The organism is Microbacterium schleiferi (assembly GCF_015565955.1).
Classification (GTDB): domain Bacteria; phylum Actinomycetota; class Actinomycetes; order Actinomycetales; family Microbacteriaceae; genus Microbacterium; species Microbacterium schleiferi_A.
On the sequence record NZ_CP064760.1, the window covers coordinates 1,952,440 to 1,969,975 of the forward strand.

General features: G+C 69.2%; 16 protein-coding genes and 2 pseudogenes. 7 read left to right on the forward strand and 11 right to left on the reverse strand.

The annotated features are described in order from the left end of the window. Window positions 1-259 precede the first annotated feature (259 nt). Both IT882_RS09360 and IT882_RS09365 read left to right on the forward strand, forming a co-directional pair. The gene (locus IT882_RS09360; RefSeq protein WP_195691657.1) at window positions 260-577 is read left to right on the forward strand and encodes a hypothetical protein; all 318 of its coding nucleotides are present in this window, start codon (window positions 260-262) and stop codon (window positions 575-577) included. After that, window positions 574-1,623 carry a zeta toxin family protein gene (locus IT882_RS09365; RefSeq protein WP_195691658.1) on the forward strand — a complete coding sequence of 350 codons (1,050 nt, stop codon included), beginning with the start codon at window positions 574-576 and terminating at the stop codon, window positions 1,621-1,623. The genes IT882_RS09360 and IT882_RS09365 overlap by 4 nt, the downstream gene beginning before the upstream one ends. 323 nt (window positions 1,624-1,946) lie before the next feature. On the opposite strand, the gene IT882_RS09370 is transcribed toward IT882_RS09365, so the two are convergent. Together IT882_RS09370 and IT882_RS09375 are read right to left on the reverse strand one after the other, a co-directional pair. Continuing rightward, window positions 1,947-2,615 (reverse strand): arsenate reductase ArsC, encoded by a 669-nt coding sequence (locus tag IT882_RS09370; protein ID WP_195691659.1) that lies wholly within the window; start codon window positions 2,613-2,615, stop codon window positions 1,947-1,949. After that, window positions 2,612-3,289 (reverse strand): helix-turn-helix domain-containing protein, encoded by a 678-nt coding sequence (locus tag IT882_RS09375; protein ID WP_195694251.1) that lies wholly within the window; start codon window positions 3,287-3,289, stop codon window positions 2,612-2,614. Before IT882_RS09375 ends, IT882_RS09370 begins: the two co-directional genes overlap by 4 nt. A 47-nt stretch (window positions 3,290-3,336) precedes the next feature. On the opposite strand from IT882_RS09375, the gene IT882_RS09380 reads away from it, so the two are divergent. From IT882_RS09380 to chrA, 3 genes are read left to right on the forward strand one after another with little or no spacing between them, the layout of a single operon-like run. Then, window positions 3,337-4,032 (forward strand): aquaporin, encoded by a 696-nt coding sequence (locus IT882_RS09380; RefSeq protein ID WP_195691660.1) that lies wholly within the window; start codon window positions 3,337-3,339, stop codon window positions 4,030-4,032. Continuing rightward, the gene (locus IT882_RS09385; RefSeq protein WP_195691661.1) at window positions 4,029-5,411 is read left to right on the forward strand and encodes an FAD-dependent oxidoreductase; all 1,383 of its coding nucleotides are present in this window, start codon (window positions 4,029-4,031) and stop codon (window positions 5,409-5,411) included. The genes IT882_RS09380 and IT882_RS09385 overlap by 4 nt, the downstream gene beginning before the upstream one ends. 33 nt (window positions 5,412-5,444) lie before the next feature. Then, entirely contained in the window at window positions 5,445-6,662 is a 1,218-nt protein-coding gene (gene chrA, locus IT882_RS09390; protein ID WP_195691662.1) for a chromate efflux transporter, read from the forward strand. Between the two features lie 23 nt (window positions 6,663-6,685). Here the strand turns inward: chrA and IT882_RS09395 are convergent, their stop codons facing one another. Further along, window positions 6,686-7,411, reverse strand: coding sequence for a VIT1/CCC1 transporter family protein (locus IT882_RS09395; protein WP_195691663.1), 726 nt, complete (start codon window positions 7,409-7,411; stop codon window positions 6,686-6,688). A 109-nt stretch (window positions 7,412-7,520) separates the two neighbouring features. Then, a complete protein-coding gene (locus IT882_RS09400; protein ID WP_195691664.1) occupies window positions 7,521-9,431 on the reverse strand; it encodes a heavy metal translocating P-type ATPase in 1,911 nt (636 codons plus the stop codon). Between the two features lie 141 nt (window positions 9,432-9,572). On the opposite strand from IT882_RS09400, the gene IT882_RS09405 reads away from it, so the two are divergent. Together IT882_RS09405 and IT882_RS09410 are read left to right on the forward strand one after the other, a co-directional pair. Then, the gene (locus tag IT882_RS09405; RefSeq protein WP_195691665.1) at window positions 9,573-10,574 is read left to right on the forward strand and encodes an IS481 family transposase; all 1,002 of its coding nucleotides are present in this window, start codon (window positions 9,573-9,575) and stop codon (window positions 10,572-10,574) included. 83 nt (window positions 10,575-10,657) lie between these two features. Continuing rightward, window positions 10,658-11,101, forward strand: coding sequence for a gamma carbonic anhydrase family protein (locus IT882_RS09410; RefSeq protein ID WP_229382030.1), 444 nt, complete (start codon window positions 10,658-10,660; stop codon window positions 11,099-11,101). Between the two features lie 15 nt (window positions 11,102-11,116). Here the strand turns inward: IT882_RS09410 and IT882_RS09415 are convergent, their stop codons facing one another. From IT882_RS09415 to IT882_RS09445, 7 genes and pseudogenes are all read right to left on the reverse strand, one after another. Beyond that, the gene (locus tag IT882_RS09415; protein WP_195691666.1) at window positions 11,117-11,812 is read right to left on the reverse strand and encodes an alpha/beta fold hydrolase; all 696 of its coding nucleotides are present in this window, start codon (window positions 11,810-11,812) and stop codon (window positions 11,117-11,119) included. Further along, window positions 11,802-13,552: pseudogene (gene atzF, locus IT882_RS09420) on the reverse strand (allophanate hydrolase). Before atzF ends, IT882_RS09415 begins: the two are co-directional and overlap by 11 nt. An 11-nt stretch (window positions 13,553-13,563) precedes the next feature. Next, window positions 13,564-14,267 (reverse strand): annotated as a pseudogene (locus IT882_RS09425) (cysteine hydrolase family protein). Beyond that, entirely contained in the window at window positions 14,264-15,283 is a 1,020-nt protein-coding gene (locus IT882_RS09430) for a ring-opening amidohydrolase (protein WP_195691667.1), read from the reverse strand. Before IT882_RS09430 ends, IT882_RS09425 begins: the two are co-directional and overlap by 4 nt. Further along, window positions 15,283-16,008: a cysteine hydrolase family protein gene (locus IT882_RS09435; protein ID WP_195691668.1), complete on the reverse strand. Its 726-nt coding sequence runs from the start codon at window positions 16,006-16,008 to the stop codon at window positions 15,283-15,285. The genes IT882_RS09430 and IT882_RS09435 overlap by 1 nt, the downstream gene beginning before the upstream one ends. Window positions 16,009-16,087: 79 nt before the next feature. Further along, window positions 16,088-16,729, reverse strand: coding sequence for a GntR family transcriptional regulator (locus IT882_RS09440; RefSeq protein WP_195691669.1), 642 nt, complete (start codon window positions 16,727-16,729; stop codon window positions 16,088-16,090). A 49-nt stretch (window positions 16,730-16,778) separates the two neighbouring features. Next, the gene (locus IT882_RS09445) at window positions 16,779-17,417 is read right to left on the reverse strand and encodes an ABC transporter ATP-binding protein (protein ID WP_229382035.1); all 639 of its coding nucleotides are present in this window, start codon (window positions 17,415-17,417) and stop codon (window positions 16,779-16,781) included. Window positions 17,418-17,536: the final 119 nt, after the last annotated feature.

Sequence of the window (17,536 nt, forward strand, 5' to 3'; positions counted from 1 at the left end):
TGTTGCCACGTTTGCGCCCCTCCAGAGGCGGGTAATCCTGGTGCCTCTGCGCGCCTGCCGAGTGTGCCGAGTAGCGAACTCACGTTCCCGCGCCTGACCCGCTCTACCAGCTTGCGGGGTCGTGGCGGATGCCGCAACACCACGTCGCTGCGCTCGGATGTTGCACCCTCCGTCCCGACCCGCGAACAGCAGGGAGCGGGTCCGGGGCGGGAGCGGACCGGGGAGGTAGAATGAGCAACGACGAAGCAGAGGTGATCCCATGAGCGTGACGATTCCGAGCGCGATCCCGGCCGAGTCCCTGCGCGCCTGGTACGACGACGAGCCCCGCGTGAGCGATGTGGCCCTCTACGACATGACCGCCCAGGGCGCGACCACCCTGGCCTCCGTCCTGATCGAACGGCAGCTCGCCACGACCGACGAGCGCGAGCGCGAGTATTGGGCCGCGCGGGTGCGCCTGGTGAACCAGCAGCGCACGGCGCTGGACCCCGACGACCGGCTCGGGCTGATCGCCCAGCAGCAGGCATGGCTCGATGAGATCGACGCCCTGACCGGCCAGGCGAGCCGCCGGATCGCGTGACCGAACCCGTCGCCTCCGACGAGGCGCGGCTGCGGCAGGTGTTCGACGCCACCGCGCGGCAGGCGATCTTCCCGCCGGTCCCGACCGGCGACCGGCTCCTGGTACTGCTCGGCGGCCAGCCCGCCGCGGGCAAGACGAGGGCGCAGGCGGCGATCCTCGCGGAGCACCCCGAGCTGGTGTCCATCACCGGGGATGACCTGCGCGCCTACCACCCCGGCTACCGGGATCTCGCGGTGAACGACCCGCTGGCGATGCCGGCCGCGACCGCGCCAACCTCCAGCGGGCTCATCCGCCTCGCCCTGGACCATGCGATCGAGCACGGCTACCCGGTGCTGCTGGAAGGCACCTTCCGCGATCCAGCGATGGTCATCGACACCGCGGCCCGGTTCGCGGAGGCCGGTTACCGGGTCGAGGTCGTCGCCGTCGCCATGCCCGCCCCGGTGTCGCGCCTGGCCGCGGAAGAACGGTTCCTGCGCGCCCGGCGCGGCGAGGTCGGCCGCTGGACCCCGCCCGAGGCGCACGAGACGGCGCTGGCCGGCTCACCCGAGGTCGTGGCCGCGCTGGAGGCCCTGCCCGCCGTCGCCCGCATCCAGGTCTACACCCGCGACCGCCGCCTCTACGACAACCGCCGCACCGAATCCGGCGCATGGGAGCACGAGCCCCACGCGGCCGAGGTGCTGCGCAGCGAGCAGACCCGAGAGCTCACCCCGGTCGAGGCCGTTGCCTGGCTCGCGGACTACGGCGCCGTATTCGGCGCCGCTCACGCCCGGCGCGGCTACCTCAGTCCGAGGACCGCGTCGGCCTACCGGCGGCTGCAAGACGACGCCGCCCGCATGATCGAGCTGGCCGCCTCCGACCCCAGTGCCGACGTGCGGGCGCTGGAAGAGCAGCAGACCCACCGCCGGATCGCACTGAAGGTCGCCGTGCCCGAGCCGCCGGGGATCGTCGGACGGATCGGGCAGACCCTTCGGCGCTCACTCCCGCCCTATCGTCCAGCTCCGTCGCGTGACGCGCCCGGTAACGAACCACCGAGCATCGGACGCTGAGAAGACGCCTATCGTTCCCCCACTCACGACGACGACGTGGGAGTAGAACTGTTCGACACCCCTGTCCCCGCCGGATCACGAAAGCACGTTCTGGCCCGTAAAACACGGGCGAGTCGCCGGGTGGCCGCGTGGACAACTCCCTCAGGATTCACGGACCTACGCGGTCGGTAGCACATGAGAACGAGCCTGCCGAGACGCCGCCAAACCCGATACCCGAGTCTGCGCGATCGCGCCGGATGTCACAAGCCGGTTCGGGCATTGCGGCCTCCGCCCCGACCCCGCGACTGGCAGGGAGCGGGTCCGGTGCTTGTGGAAGTCGACTGTCAGGCGCGGGAGGGGACGCCGAGTTCGGCCAGCAGGTTCAGCACGCGGCGCTCGATCTCGTCGCGCACCGGCCGCATCCCGTCCGGGGTCCAGCCCGCGGGATCGGGTAGCGTCCATTCCTCGTACCGCTTGCCGGGGAAGATCGGGCAGGCGTCGCCGCAGCCCATCGTGATCACCGCGTCCGCCGCCCGCACGATCTCGTCGGTCCAGGGCTTGGGGAACTCGCCGGCGATGTCGATGCCCCGTTCGGCCATGACCTGAACGGCGACCGGGTTGATCTGCTCGCCGGGCTCGGAGCCGCCGGACCAGCCGATCGCCCGGTCGCCGGCGTGGTGCTGGAAGAAGCCGAGGGCCATCTGCGAGCGGCCGGCGTTGTGGACGCACAGGAACAGCACGGTCGGCGTGCCCGTCAGGTGCATCCCGTCGACCTTGGCGAGCGCGCGCAGCCGCTGCCGGGCGAACTTCTCGGTCAGCAGCGGCAGATAGGTCGGCACCGTCGCACGGGCGGCGAGGTCGGTGTAGGAGGCGTGCAGGAAACGGTCGATCGTCTCCCGCCCGAAGGTGCCCTCGAACTCCCGCGTCAGGCGCTCGGCGCTGGTGGCGAGGCCCGCTTCCTGGTCGATGGTGATCGTCGCGTGGCGCTCGTGCTCGTCTGGCATCGTCGTCATCCCTTCGTCGTGGTCAGCCGGGGCGCGAGGCTCTGGATGCGGGCGGCGATGTCCTCGAACGCCGCGTCGAAGGCGGCGTCCGTCCCGTCGCGCACCGGGTCCGGCACCGACCAGTGCACGCAGCCGGCGTCGCCGAGTTCTTCGTGCGCGGTGTCGCACACGGTCACCACGAAATCGTCCGCGCCGAGCACGTCGTCCAGCGCGCGCGGGGCGCGGGCTCGCAGGGTGAGGCCGTGTCGGTCCGCGGCGGCGATCGCGCCCGGCTCGATCTGCGCGGCCGGGTGCGTGCCGGCCGAGGCCACCGGGATATCGCTGCTGCCGTGCCAGAGCGCAGCGGCGAGCTGGGATCGGGCCGAGTTGCCGGTGCAGACGAACACCACCCGCCGCACCCCGAGCATCGGGGAAGGGGTGAGGCCGTCGAGCGCGCCGGGCGCGAGGTGGAGGTAGGTGCGGCGCCGGTCGGCCTCCGACCGCGTCCGCACGATCAGCCCTGCCTGTTCGAGCTGGTTCAGGTGATGGGCGAGCAGGCTCGATGAGACACCCAGCTCGCCTTGCAGCTCGACCGGGGCGACATCGCCCAGGGTGAGCAGGTCCACGATCCGCAGCCGCACAGGATCGGCCAGCGCCGCATACCGCGCGACCCGACCCGCAAGGCAAGTTTCCTCAATGTTCATTACCTCAAGTTTGACTGAGCGAACCGGATTCGTCAAGATGGGCAGCGATGAACACCACCACGACCGAGGCCGTCCCGCTGTGGCGGCGTGCTGCCGCTGAGCTGCTGGGCGCCGGCCTGCTGGTGACGGTCGTGGTCGGTTCCGGCATCGCCGCCTCGCGTCTCTCGCCCGGCGATGTGGGCTTGCAGCTCCTGGAGAACTCGATCGCCACCGCGCTCGGCCTGACCGTCCTCATCCTGATCTTCCAGCCCGTCTCCGGCGCGCACCTGAACCCGGTCGTCACCCTCGCCGACCGCGCCCTCGGCGCACGGCACGGCGGCGGCGAGATCGCCGTCTACGCTGGCGCTCAGATCGTCGGCGGCATCGGTGGGGCGCTGCTGGCGAACCTCATGTTCGCCGTGCCGGCCGCGCTGTCGGTGACCGACCGGGCGGCACCGGGGCAGGTGCTCGGCGAGGTCGTCGCCACCGCCGGGCTGATCCTCACGATCTTCGCCCTGGCTCGCACCGGCCGCGCGGCGCTGGTCGCCCCGGCGGTCGGTGCCTACATCGGCGCCGCGTACTGGTTCACCTCGTCCACCTCGTTCGCCAACCCCGCCGTGACCATCGGCCGGATCTTCACCGACACCTTCGCCGGCATCGCCCCGACCTCCGCGCTGTGGTTCCTCGCCGCCCAGGTCGTCGGCGCGGTCGTCGGCGTCGGGCTTGTGTTCCTGCTGTTCCCGAATCGAAAGGCCCAGCCATGACCCATCTGATCGCCATCGGCGGCTCCGACGCCGGTATCTCCGCCGCGCTCCGTGCCCGCGAACTCGACCCGACCACCGACGTGACGGTGGTGGTGGCGGACGAGTACCCGAACTTCTCCATCTGCGGCATCCCCTACTACTTCACTGGCGAGGTCGCCCCGTGGCAGTCGCTCGCGCACCGCACGAGCGCTGACTTGGAGGCCACCGGGATGCGGCTGCGGCTCAACACTTTCGCCACGGGCATCGACGTCGCCGGGCAGCGGCTCACTGTCCGCACCCCGGACGGCATCTTCGAGGATCTGGCCTACGACGAGCTGATCGTCGGCACCGGCGCGCTCCCGTCCCACGCCGGCATCGCCGGCCTCGATGCGCTGACCCCGGAGGACGGGGTGCATGTCATTCATTCGATGGGTGACACTTTCGCCCTCGACCACGACCTCACTACCCGGCAGCCGCAGTCTGCGATCATCGTCGGCGCCGGCTACGTCGGCCTGGAGATGGCCGAAGCCTTCATCACCCGCGGGATGCAGGTCACCCAGCTCCAGCGCGGACCCGAAGTGCTCTCCACCCTCGACCCCGAGCTCGGCGCCCTCGTCCGCGACGAACTCACGACGCATGGCGTCGAGGTCGTCACCGGCTCGACCGTGACCGGGATCGAGAAGACCCCGGTCGGGCTCACCGTCACCGGCACCCGCGACGGGCAGCCCTTCGCACAGACCGCGGACCTCGTGCTCGTGGTCGTCGGGGTGCGGCCGAACACCGAGCTGCTCGAGCAGGCCGGAGCGAGCCTCGGCGCGGGCCGCGCCGTCGTGGTCGATGAGCACATGCGCACCGGGCTCCCGCACGTCTGGGCCGCCGGCGACGGCATCATCACGCATCACCGCCTCCTCGGCGCGACCTATCTGCCGCTGGGGACGACCTCGCACAAGCAGGGCCGCATCGCAGGAGAGAATGCTCTCGGCGGCGACCGAGCCTTCGCGGGGTCGGTCGGCACCCAGGTCGTCAAGGTCTTCGACCTCGTCGCCGCCCGAACCGGCCTGCGCGACCACGAGGCGATCGCCGCCGGCTACGCGGCAGCAACGATCACCGCGGCCGCGGACGACCACAAGCGGTACTACCCCGGTGCCCACCCGATCCACTTCCGCATCACCGGGGACACCGGCGACGGGCGTCTGCTCGGCGCGCAGCTCGTCGGGCGGCGCGGCACCGAGGTCGCCAAGCGGGTCGACACCTTCGCCACCGCCCTCTATGCCGGGTTGACCATCGGGCAGTTCGATGACCTCGACCTCTCCTACACCCCGCCGCTCGGCTCTCCGTGGGATGCCGTGCAGCTCGCGGCGCAGGCGTGGTCGGCCGCGAATGCCAGGGTGCTGGTCTAGTGAGCGTCAAGTGACTGGGGCAGACTGAGCGCGATGAGCCTTTCCCCCTCGACCGGCGGGCGCCGCCACCCCGGCACGGTCGGAGAGGTGTTCCTCGTGTTCCTGCGCCTGGGACTGACCTCCTTCGGCGGCCCGGTCGCGCACCTGGGGTACTTCCGCGAGGCGTTCGTGGAGCGGCGCAAGTGGCTGGGCGACCGCGCCTACGCGGACCTGGTGGCGCTGTGCCAGTTCCTGCCCGGCCCCGCATCCAGTCAGGTCGGCATGGCGATCGGGCTGCAGCGCGCAGGGTTCGGCGGGCTGCTGGCGGCGTGGGCGGCGTTCACCCTGCCGTCGGCGATCCTGCTGGTCGCGTTCGCCTACGGGGTCACGGCGCTCGGTGACCTGTCCGGCGCCGGATGGATTCACGGGGTGAAGGCCGCCGCGGTCGCGGTCGTCGCCCACGCCGTGCTGGGCATGGCGAGAACCCTCACCCCGGACGCGAAGCGGGCCACGATCGCCGTGGCGGGCATGATCGTCGTCCTGCTCGTCCCGAGCGCGTTCGCACAGGTCGCCGTGATCGCCGCCGCGGGAGTCGTCGGGCTGGTGTGGCTGCGCCCGCAGGCCGCCACGGCATCGGAGTCGGAGCCATTCGTCGTGCGGGTGCCTCGCTGGGCCGCGATCGGGAGCCTGGCCTTTTTCGTGATCCTGCTCGCGGGCCTCCCCCTGCTCGTGTCCGCCACTGAGAACGGGGCGGTACGCTTATTCGACGTGTTCTACCGGGCTGGGGCACTCGTGTTCGGCGGCGGTCACGTCGTGCTGCCGCTGCTGGAGGCCGGGACCGTGCAGACCGGCCTCGTCGACCACGACGTGTTCCTCGCCGGCTACGGTGCCGCGCAGGCGGTCCCCGGTCCCTTGTTCACCTTCGCCGCCTACCTCGGCGCCGCGACTACCAGCCCGCCGTCCGGGCTGCTCGGCGCCGCGATCGCGCTGGTCGCGATCTTCCTCCCCGCGACACTGCTCGTGGTCGGGGTGCTGCCGTTCTGGGACCGGCTGCGTCGCGCTCCACTCGCGCAGCGGGCGCTCATGGGCGTGAACGCCGGCGTGGTGGGGATCCTCGCCGCAGCGCTCTACACGCCGGTGTTCACCGAAGGGGTCACATCGGTCGCGGCCCTCGGGATCGCCGCCGCCGGGTTCGTCGCCCTGACCTCGTGGAAGGCGCCGGCGTGGGCGGTCGTCATCGCCGCGGGCCTCATCGGCTGGGCCGTACTGTGAGCAAGGGGTGAGTCCGCGCCGCCTCAGCCGACGACCGTGCCGAACAGGGAGCCGACCAGGAAGGTCGCTCCCAGGGCGAGCGCACCGCCGATCACCAGGCGCACCACGGCCCGCCACCGATGAGAGCCGCCGATCCAGGCCGCGACGTATCCGGTGACCGCCAGGGCGAGGAGCACGGCAACGAAGGTCCACACGATGCGCGCCGGGTGCGGCAGCAGCAGGATCGTCAGCAGCGGCAGCACGGCGCCGATCGTGAACGCGATCAGCGAGGCGAAGGCGGCGTGCCAGGGGCTGACGACGTCCTCCTGGTCGATGTTCAGCTCGAGCGCCAGGTGGGCCTTGAGCGCGTCGCGCTCGGTCAGCTCCGTCGCCACCAGGCGGGCGGTTCCGGGGGTGAGGCCCTGCTCCTCGTAGAGCCCGACCAGCTCCTCGAGCTCGACCTCGGGATCCTCCTCCAGCTCGCGCCGCTCCTTCTGGATGAGAGCCCGCTCGCTGTCCCGCTGGCTGGACACCGAGACGTACTCGCCGAGCGCCATTGAGATAGCCCCGCCGACCAGGGCCGCGGCCCCCGCCAGCAACACTGGCGTGACCTCCGCTGTCGCTCCGGCGACACCGACGACGACCGCCGCCGTGGACACGATCCCGTCGTTCGCTCCCAGCACTCCTGCGCGCAGCCAGTTGAGTCGCTGCGCGAGCCCCGTTGCGTGAGGCTCGCCGGAATGCCGGTATGGAGGGGATTGCGTCGTCACGGCTCCTCACGGTAGTTCGGTAGTTCTCCTGCCGCCAGGAAGGAGAGGCAACCCTGCACCTCGGCTCTTCGCCCGCAGATTCCAGTCGTGGTGCTCGGGTTTCAGAGCGTCACACGCGGTGCGAGTCGGACTCCGTGTCGGATCGGCGTGACGGCGGCGGTGCGGCAGCGGGGAGTCCGCTCGGCGGGCCGCCCAGCGCGCGGAGCGCGTAGAGGATCGTGGCGAGGTCCACGAGCTCCTGCGTGAGAGCGCCGGCGACGGCGGGGATGGCGCCCGTCATGGCGATGACCATGAGGACCACGCTGAGACCGATGCCGAGCCATATCGCCGTCAGCGCGACGCGAAGCGTGTGCCGCCCGATCGACACGGCGTCGACCACCTTGCTGAGCGAGTCGACAAGGATCACCACGTCAGCGGCATCGCCGGCCGCGGTCGCGCCTTTCGCGCCCATCGCAACGCCGATGTCGGAGGCGGCCAGCACCGGGGCGTCGTTCACCCCGTCGCCGACCATCATCACGGGTCGTGGATGCAGGTCGGCCGCGAGATGAACCTTCTCTGGCGGAAGGAGCTCGGCATGCACCTCGTCGATCCCGGTCTGCCGCGCGATCGATTCGGCTGTCGCACGAGTGTCTCCCGTGAGCATGACGATCCGTTCGACACCGTTCGCGCGCAGCCACGACACCACCGCGACGGACTCCGGGCGGGGATCGTCGGCGAGCACGAGGACGCCGGCGAACCGGCCGTCGATGGCGACGTAGGCCGCGGCCTCGCCCGTCGTCAGGTCTGCGCGCACCGTGTCGGCCGCCACTGACGCGACGTAGGAGGGCTTCCCCACGACGACCGTTCGCCCCCCGATCACCGCGGTCACACCATTCGTGGCGACCTCACTGGCCTCCTCGGCCGCGAGAAGGTCGATGCCGCGCTCGACCGCGGCCCGGCGGATGCTGTCTGCGAGCACATGCGACGAGTACTGTTCAGCAGACGCGGCGAGCTGCAGCAGTTCGCCCGCCTCGAAGCCGCCGACAGGGCGAACGTCAACGAGGGTCGGCTGGCCCTGCGTCAGCGTTCCGGTCTTGTCGAAGGCCGCGGACTGCACTCGGGCGAGCTGTTCTACGACACCTCCGCCCTTCATGATCACGCCGGCCTTCGCGGCCCGCGAGAGCCCGCCGAGGAACGCGACCGGTGCAGCGATCAGCAGCGGGCACGGCGTCGCTAGCACCAGCACCTCAGCGAAGCGCGTCGGATCGCCCGATACCGCCCACGCTATGCCGGCCAGGGCGAGCGAGACGGCCGTGAAGGGGATCGCAAACCGATCCGCGAGCCGCACGACGGGCGCACGCGAGTCCTCCGCGGCACGCACGAGCGCGACGATCTGCTGGTACTGACTGTCCGCGCTGCGCCGCACCGCCCGGATCCGCACCGCCCGGTTCCCGTTGATAGCGCCGGAGAGCACGTCGCTGCCCGCCTCACGAGTCACCGGCAGACTCTCCCCAGTGAGCGACGATTCGTCGAACGTGCCGCTCTCGGTGAGCAGGATGCCGTCGACCGGCACGATCTCGCCCGGCCGCACCAGCAGCACATCATCGATCCCTACGTGCTCGACCGCGACATCCTGCACCTCGTCCGAGTCCGACGCATGCTCGTGAGTGAGAACATGCGCGGTGCGCGGCGATCGGTCCAGCAGCGCGGTGAGGTCGCGCCTGGCCCGCCGGGCGGCGAAGTCCTCCAACGCTTCACCGCCGGAGAGCATCAAAACGATGATGAGCGACGCGATGTACTCGCCCACGGCGAGGGTTGCGACCATCGCCACCACCGCGAGGATGTCGAGCCCGACATGCCCGCGAAGCACATCACGCACCATCCGAACCAGCGTCCACACGACGAACGCTCCGACGTAGGCCGTCGCCGTCCACCGTCCCACCGCATCCGCTCCGACGGCGTGGAGGACCACGACCGCGGCGAGCACCACGACGGTGACCGAGATGATCGGGTATCGCCACAGCGGCCGCAGCAAGCGCATACGTCTCAGCCTTGTCGACTGCTGCACTCGCCGCTAGCTGTACTGCCCAGGGAGGTTGTTTGATCTGGCTTCCCTGATGTGACGAGAACCTCCCGGCAGAGTGGAGCTGCTACCGCATCCGCTCTGAACCAGGAGGTTCTCGTGTCTCACGCTAACGCGGCGCTCACCCCGCGCCAAAGGCTCCGTCTTGCACAGAAGATCGTCGACGAGGAGTGGACGGTCGCCGCGGCGGCGGACTACTTCCGTGTCTCCTGGCCCACCGCCGCGAAATGGGCGCGACGCTACGTCGAGCTCGGTGAAGCGGGGATGGCCGACCGGTCCTCGCGCCCGCATGCGCATCCGAACAAGACCCCGACGCACCGTGTGAAGAAGATCGTGCACCTGCGGATCCGCAAGCGCCTGGGGCCGGTCCAGATCGCCGACCGCGTCGGGATGCCGGCCTCGACCGTCCACGCGGTGCTGAAACGGTGTCGACTGAACCGGCTCTCGCATGTCGATGTGAAGACCGGGGAACCCGCCCGCCGGTACGAGCACGACAAGCCCGGCGCGCTGATCCATGTCGACGTGAAGAAGCTCGGCAACATCCCCGACGGCGGCGGCTGGCGCTACGTCGGACGGTCCCAAGGCGACCGCAACCGAGCAGTCACGGCCAAGCGCACCGGAAAGCGAGGCATCGCCGGCGACATGGTCACCGGCACCGCCTACGTCCACACCGTCATCGACGACCACTCCCGCGTCGCTTACGCCGAGATCCACGACGACGAACGCGCCGAGACCGCGATCGGCGTCCTGCAACGGGCCGTGTCCTGGTTCGCCGACCGCGGCGTCCGCGTCGAACGGGTCCTCTCGGACAACGGCCCCGCCTACCGCTCCCACGCCTGGCGACGCGTCTGCGCCGAGCTCGCCATCACACCCAAGCGCACACGTCCTTACCGTCCGCAGACGAACGGGAAGATCGAGCGATTCCATCGCACTATGGCCGACGGTTGGGCCTACGTGAAGCACTACAACAGCGAATCAGCCCGCCGCGCAGCCCTGCCCGCCTGGCTGCACTTCTACAATCACCACAGGCCCCACACTGCGATCGGGAAGCTCCCGCCCATCAGCCGGATCTCAAACAACCTGCCTGGGCAGTACAGCTAGGCTGGCGGAATGCCGGTCATCCTCCCTTCGACGGGCACGAGCCCGACATCTCCGCCGACGCCTGGGTCGCCCCGAACGCGTCCGTGATCGGCAAGGTGCGCATCGCTGCAGATGCCAACGTCTGGTTCGGCGCGGTGCTGCGCGGCGACATCGACGAGATCGTGCTCGGCGAACGCAGCAACCTCCAAGACAACGCGGTGATCCACACCGAGGCGGGCAACCCGACGATCATCGGCGCCGACGTCAGCATCGGCCACGCCGCCGTCGTGCACGGCTGCGTCGTCGAAGACGGATGCCTCATCGGCATGAACGCGACCGTGCTGAACGGCGCCGTCATCGGCGCGAACTCGCTCGTCGCCGCGGGGGCGGTGGTGCTCGAGGGAACCGTCGTTCCGCCGCGATCGCTCGTCGCGGGCATCCCCGGCAAGGTGCGGCGGGAGCTCACCGACGAGGAGGTCGCCGGGCTGCTCGGCAACTCCGCGCGCTATGTGCCGCGGTCGAAGATCTACCGCGCGGCCGAGGTCTAGAAGACCGCCGCGAGGTCACCACCAGAACCTCGCCCACCCCGAACCTCCGTCATCGATCCCCGGATGCCCGGGCGCATCCAATCCGGCGACCTCGCGCACCAGGGCGGCCAGCCTCGCGGGCTGCTCGTATGTGACGAAGTGCCGGGAGCCTTCGATGGTGCGAGTCTCGTAGCCCAGCCGCCGCAGCTCTCTCGCAACATGGTGCCTGGGCGCAGCCGACCGAGACCCCGTCGTGACCACGCATCGGGGTCCCCCGACCGGTCGACGTCGAGGCTGAAAGCTGCGGAACATGGCGATCTCCTTCGCCGTCGTCGCGTCGACGTCTCCGTGGTCATCGAGCAGGTCGACCGACCACCTCCTGCCATAGAGCGCCTTACCCACCGCTGTCGTCCCGCCACGGCGAAAGGCCTCGGCGGTCGGGGAGAGAAGGTCCGGCACCAGGTTCCCCGCCGCCGGCTCATGGAGGACGAATCCATGGCACGCGGCACCCATGCCCGCGAGCGCGAGACCGAGGGTTGCCCCGCCTGACATCCCCACGATGACCGCGCCCGCCGCATACTCGGCCAGCCACTCGATCTCGTCCTCCAACCGACCGGTCTTCGGGCGACGAAGCGCCCGGAGCTGTGGAATCAAGCGCTTCAGAGGATCCCAGACGGCAGGTGAGGCCGCGACCCCGTGAACCGCGAGGATCGGGACGTCGTCAGCTGGCATCGGCCGCCCTGTTGAGATCATCGGCCGCCGCGGCCATATACGAGCGCCACCCGCCGTACGCGGTGATGTCACGCGCTCCCTCGAGCGCCGTCGGATCGCAGACGAATCCGTGGACGGCGGTGCCGTCGTCGAGCTCGAGCGTGCCGATCGCCAACGGTGCACTCACACCGCGGAGAAAGGACCCGACGGTAGCAGTCGGAAGCCGATAGACCTCGACCTCGATACGAGCGCCTTCTCGTAGATCGGTCACCAGCCCGGGACGTCGCGGCTCGTCGCCGGGGAGCGCGTAGAGCCGGTACCGGGGTGCGGTCATCGTGCGCCGGCTCAGGAGCCCGCCGCGATCGGTGATTTGGTGATGAAGTCCGAACCCCTCGAGATGGGCGCCGACGACGGCGACCTCCATCAGCGAGTCCTGGTCGACCGCATCCGCGAGCGCCGACGCCAGCCCTGCGAGTTCCTGGTCGGCACCGGAAGGCCCATGAAGGGTGACACCGAAGGGGACGTGCGCCGCCGTACTCCCCGCCGGGACCGCGATGGCGCACATGTCGAGCAGGTTGGTAAAGGTCGTGTAGGTACCCAATTGCGCGTTGAGTTCGACGGGGTCAGCGCGCATCTGCTCGACCGTGTAGGTCTTCGTCACCGTGGGAGTGAGCAGAGCATCGACCGAACGGAGGATGTCATCCGCCTCCCGCCGCAACTCCCACACGCGGTGCATACTCGACCAGACCTGTGCGGCCGACATCGCACCGGCGCCCGCCAAGATCTGGCGCACGACCGGGTCGACGTCGTCTCGGTCCTCCTCGAGCGCGACCGAGACGGCGGTCGCGCGCTCAGCAAGCCACGCACCGCCATACAGGTGACGACCTGCCTCGAGAAGCGGGGTGTAGTCGATCTCAACCAGTTCGGCTCCGGCTCGGACGAGGTCGGCACGGACCCGACTCCACGCGTCCTCCTCGCCACGCTCGCCCCATCCGGCGACAACCTCAGGCACGCCCAGGCGGACTCCGGCGAGCGAGACCGAAGCAACCCGGGCGGAAGGAACCGGGAGCGGGCGCGACCAGGGGTCCTGATCATCGAAGCCGGCGATCACCTGAGCCACGATGGCTGCGTCGGCAACCGAGTTCGCCATCACCGAAACGCAATCGAGCGACCGGCACGCCGGCACGACACCGCGAGTGCTGACAAGGCCCACACTCGGCTTGAGACCGACGACCCCGTTCAACGCCGCGGGAACGCGCCCGGACCCCGCGGTATCGGTCGCCAGAGAAAACGCAACCAGGCCCGCCGCAACAGCTACCGCGGATCCTGATGACGACCCGCCGGAGATGAGGGAGCTATCGTGGGCCGAGGAGGGCGTCCCGTAAGGAGAACGGGTACCGTTCAGACCGGTAGCGAACTGGTCCAGGTTGGTCTTGCCGACGAGGATCGCGCCTGCCGCGATCAGGTCGCGAACCACGGGTGCCGACTGCTGGGGCTGTAGGCGAAAGACGGGCACGCCGCCGTCGTCGCCCACCCCTCGACGTCCATGTTGTCTTTGACCGCGAAGGGGATGCCCCAGAGCGGAAGACGATCGCGATCGGCAGGATCGAGTGCTTCAGCATCTCGGACGAGTCGATCGGAGACCGAGATCCAGACTCCGTCACGTCCTCGCGCATCGATCGCAGCCAGAGTGCGCTCCGCCACATCGCGAGGTGTGCAGGTTCCCCGCCGGTACGCGGAGTGGAGGCGGGCGATCTCCATGCGAGGAGAGATCACCGCGCGGATCCCTTACCGAACGCGTCATCCAGCGCCGACGACTCCGCGACCGCACCGAAAACACCCCCCTGCATGGTGATCATCTTCAGCGCCGCCTCGTAGTTTCCGTGATCGGTGGCGCCTGTGCAGTCACTGAGCAGAAGGCACTCGTAGCCGCGATCGTTCGCCTCCCGCATCGTCGTGTGCACGCAGACGTCGGTTGTGATCCCCGTCAGAATCAGATGAGTGATCCCCGAGTGCGCAAGATCACGTCGAGATCGGTTCCGTAGAACGCCCCCTTGCCAGGCTTGTCGATGACGATCTCGCCCACGAGAGGTGCCACTTCGGGCACAATCTGCCACCCGGGTTCCCCGCGTACGAGGATGCGTCCTCCCGGTCCTGACGACCCGATCTCGGCACCGATCTGCTGCGAGCGCCAGAGTTTGTTGGGCGGGCAGTCCGAGAGATCCGCCCGATGACCCTCGCGAGTATGGATCACCTGGAGGCCTGCCGCGCGAGCGGAACCGAGGATCCGCGCTGTGGGCGCGAGTCCGCGTCGGGTGAGTGTGAGGTCGTACCCCATGCGGTCGACGTAGCCACCGACCCCGCAGAAGTCCACCTGCCAGTCGATACACAGGAGCGCGGTCGACTGGGCGGAGAACGTTCCGTCGAACGGCCACGCGTACGGTGTGGCCGCTACCGGCCCGAATCTGCTCGTCATCGCCTCGTCTCACCTCCGCCCGTGGGTTCCTGCCACACCACCGTCACCGGACCTCCTCCAGGTGGCCCTTGGTTCTCGGCGCCTCCGGAGACGTAGATCGATGTGCGCCCGAACACCCCCGCTAGAAGGCCTCCTACGGCCGCGCGCGCGTGTCGTGTCGACGAGAGGTCGGTGTCGGTGAGCATCGTGTGCCGTAACCCTCGGATCCGCCCGTCCGGACTCGCCTCGGCCTTCGCGAAGACCTGCACGATGGTGCCGCCGGCGGCTCGGATGCGATCGCGGAGCGCGACGATCTCCTCCACGTCGATCGCGTCGTGCATGACCACCGTCTCAGCGTTCAGCTGTCCGCCGGGGTCGAGTCGAGACCCGAACGCCAGCACGAGGCACCGGTCGAGCTCGATACCGGCGGAAGCCGAAGCGACCGCCGACCAGACAGAAGGATCGCCTGCGAGGCCTTGGTCCGCTTCGACTCCGCCGATCTCTCCGCACGCGAGCGCGACGCCCAGCGAGCTAGCCGCTCGGGATCGCGCCATCGATAGGTAGGGATCATCCGTCACGGCCCCGCCTCTCGCTGACACGATCTGCTCGGTCGTCAGCAAAGGGCATTTCACGAGCACCATGTGGGCGTTGCGTGGATCAAAGCCTCCGTTGCGGCACGCTTCGAGCGTCGCCGCAGCGACCGCGTCGACCTGCTCTCGGCGCCCGAGCCCTTCGACAGATAACCGAGGGGTCTGCGCGAACCCCGCCGCAAGTCGCCCGTTGCCTGATGTCGAACCCTCCGAAACCACGGTGACATGCGGGCTGAGGACTCCCTCAGTGCCGCCCGACATGACGGTCAACGCCGGTTCCGAGAGCCCCTCGGTCCAGGCGCGAGTCGCGAGAGCCCGGCTGAAGTCGTTAACGCCGCCGTTCCCCTCCGTCTTTCCGATGACGGCAAGGACCCTTCGCCCGAACACCCTGTCGACCGGGGCGTCGTCGGGGGCAGCAACCGGCACGACCGTCAGATCGACATACATCAGCGCGTCCGGTCGTCGGCCGGGAGCGATTCCGCACCCAGCGCGGCGAGGACGGAGTCCGATGAAGCGACAGCCGCGAACAAGCCGCCCTGCATCGTGAGGATCTCGATCGTCTGCAAGTGCCGGGCGCGATCGGTCGCGGCCGTGCAATCCGACAGCACGAGTACCTCGAACCCGCGATCGTTGGCCTCCCTGATTGTGGTCGACACGCAGACATCGGTGGTCAACCCCGTAATCAGCAGATCGGTAATCCCCGCCATGCGCAGAATGTGCTCGAGGTCGGTGGCGTAGAACGCACCTTTGCCGGGCTTGTCGATGACCGTCTCACCCGCAAGCGGGGCCAACTCGGGGATGATCTCCCACCCAGCCTCGCCTCGAATCAGCACGCGTCCCAGAGGCCCGACGGACCCGATCTCGACCCCCTGACTGGCGGAACGCCACCTCTTGGTGTCGGGCAGATCAGAGAGATCGGGGCGGTGCCCTTCTCGCGTGTGGATCACCGTCAGCCCGAGTTCGCGCGCCCGCCCAAGCACTCTTTGGGTGGGTTCTATCGCCGCACGGGTCAGGCTGATGTCATAGCCCAGCGAATCAATGAATCCACCGCTGCCGCAGAAGTCGACCTGCCAGTCGATGCAGAGCAGAGCCGTGCGCGTGAGATCGAGTTGACCGTGCCACGGCCAGGCATAGGGATCCGCCTGGATCGCCTGCGGTGTTGTCGTGGTCACTATGACTCCCTTGCTCACCTCGATCGTATACGACCTACCGGAGAGGGCCGGCGTCGGAGTGTTACCGCCGTGTTAAACCTCAGCGACGGATGAGCTCGTCGAAGAACGCAAGGTCGCCGAGGACGTGCTCGCGCATGAGATGAGCCGCGGCCTCCTCGCCGCCGAGAATCGACGCGCAGATGTCGCGATGCTCATCCCACGACCCGGCAGCGCGCGCAGCCAGCTCCGCTCCGAATATCCAACTGAGGCGGCTGCGCAGCGTCCTCAGCATCTCGACGAGTTCTCGATTTCCGGAAGCAATCGCCACCGTGTCGTGGAATCGCTCCACCAGCTCCGAATGGCGCTCGGGTTCGGTCACCGGGTCGAGGGTGCTGCCCTCTTCTGTAAGAGATCGAAGTTCGCGTGCCATCGCCCCTCCGTGGGCAGCCGCGGCAAGCCGCGCCGCCATCGCCTCGAGTTCGGCGCGGATCGCGATGAGCTCGCGGGTGCCCGATGACTCGGGCTGGGCGACTATTGCACCCTTGTATTTGCGCAACTCGAGAAAGCGCTGCTGCTCCAGCACCTGAAAGGCCTCGCGCACGGGTACTCGGGAGACGTCGAAATCGGAAGCAATCTCCTCCTCGCGAAGCCGGCTGCCGGGAACGTACGAGCCATCGATGATCCGTCCCCGGATCGCGGCGGCAATCACGTCGCGCAGGGGAAGCCCAGCACGAGAAGCCATGCTCCTCACTCTAGGGACCAACCCCGCCAGATGCCGAGTTCCGGTCGCCTCAGCTGGATGCTCCCCCGCTTGCGGACGATTCCGCCTCCGTCGCGTCCAGTCGCGCGTTCAGCCCGTCGACGATGCGATGCAAGCGATCATCCCGCAGCAGATCCGGCTCACGGGGTCGCTCGAACCCCACTTCGACGACATCGGCGACCTGCGCCGGTCTGGCGCTCAGCACGACGACTCGGTCGGCGAGGAACACCGCCTCCTCGACGCTGTGCGTGACGAGGAGCGTCGTGATGCGCAACCGCGTCCACACCGCCTGCAGCTCCACATTGAGTCGTCGTCGCGTCACCGCGTCGAGCGCTCCGAACGGCTCGTCCAGAAGCAGAACGGAGGGATCCAGAGCCAGAGCCCGCGCGATCGAGACTCGTTGACGCATCCCGCCGGAAAGCTGGGACGGGCGCGCATCGGCGAAGCCCCGGAGTCCGACCAAGTCGATCAGATCATCTACCTGGTGCCGATCGACGTCACGGCCCGCGACTCGGAAAGGGAGCTCAATGTTCTTGCGCACCGTCAACCACGGCAGCAGTGCGTGGTCCTGGAACGCGACACCCAGGCGATGATCGCGCGCGAGGACTCGCGGATGCTCACCGGCGATCGTCACGGACCCCGAAGTCGGCTCGTCAAGTCCGGCAATCATCCGCAAGATCGTCGACTTCCCCGAGCCCGACGGGCCGATGAGCGCGACGAACTCCCCTCGGCGATCTCCAGGTCTACCCGCTTGATCGCCTGGACCGACGCTCCGCGCTTCAGCCGGAA

Excerpts from the sequence above, each read along its gene's own strand:
- chrA (WP_195691662.1), top strand. The coding sequence starts at position 5,445 with ATGAGCCTTTCCCCCTCGACCGGCGGGCGCCGCCACCCCGGCACGGTC.
- IT882_RS09375 (WP_195694251.1), bottom strand. The coding sequence starts at position 3,289 with ATGAACATTGAGGAAACTTGCCTTGCGGGTCGGGTCGCGCGGTATGCG.
- IT882_RS09385 (WP_195691661.1), top strand. The coding sequence starts at position 4,029 with ATGACCCATCTGATCGCCATCGGCGGCTCCGACGCCGGTATCTCCGCC.
- IT882_RS09370 (WP_195691659.1), bottom strand. The coding sequence starts at position 2,615 with ATGACGACGATGCCAGACGAGCACGAGCGCCACGCGACGATCACCATC.
- IT882_RS09445 (WP_229382035.1), bottom strand. The coding sequence starts at position 17,417 with ATGATTGCCGGACTTGACGAGCCGACTTCGGGGTCCGTGACGATCGCC.
- IT882_RS09400 (WP_195691664.1), bottom strand. The coding sequence starts at position 9,431 with ATGCGCTTGCTGCGGCCGCTGTGGCGATACCCGATCATCTCGGTCACC.
- IT882_RS09360 (WP_195691657.1), top strand. The coding sequence starts at position 260 with ATGAGCGTGACGATTCCGAGCGCGATCCCGGCCGAGTCCCTGCGCGCC.
- IT882_RS09380 (WP_195691660.1), top strand. The coding sequence starts at position 3,337 with ATGAACACCACCACGACCGAGGCCGTCCCGCTGTGGCGGCGTGCTGCC.
- IT882_RS09430 (WP_195691667.1), bottom strand. The coding sequence starts at position 15,283 with ATGTATGTCGATCTGACGGTCGTGCCGGTTGCTGCCCCCGACGACGCC.
- IT882_RS09440 (WP_195691669.1), bottom strand. The coding sequence starts at position 16,729 with ATGGCTTCTCGTGCTGGGCTTCCCCTGCGCGACGTGATTGCCGCCGCG.
- IT882_RS09415 (WP_195691666.1), bottom strand. The coding sequence starts at position 11,812 with ATGCCAGCTGACGACGTCCCGATCCTCGCGGTTCACGGGGTCGCGGCC.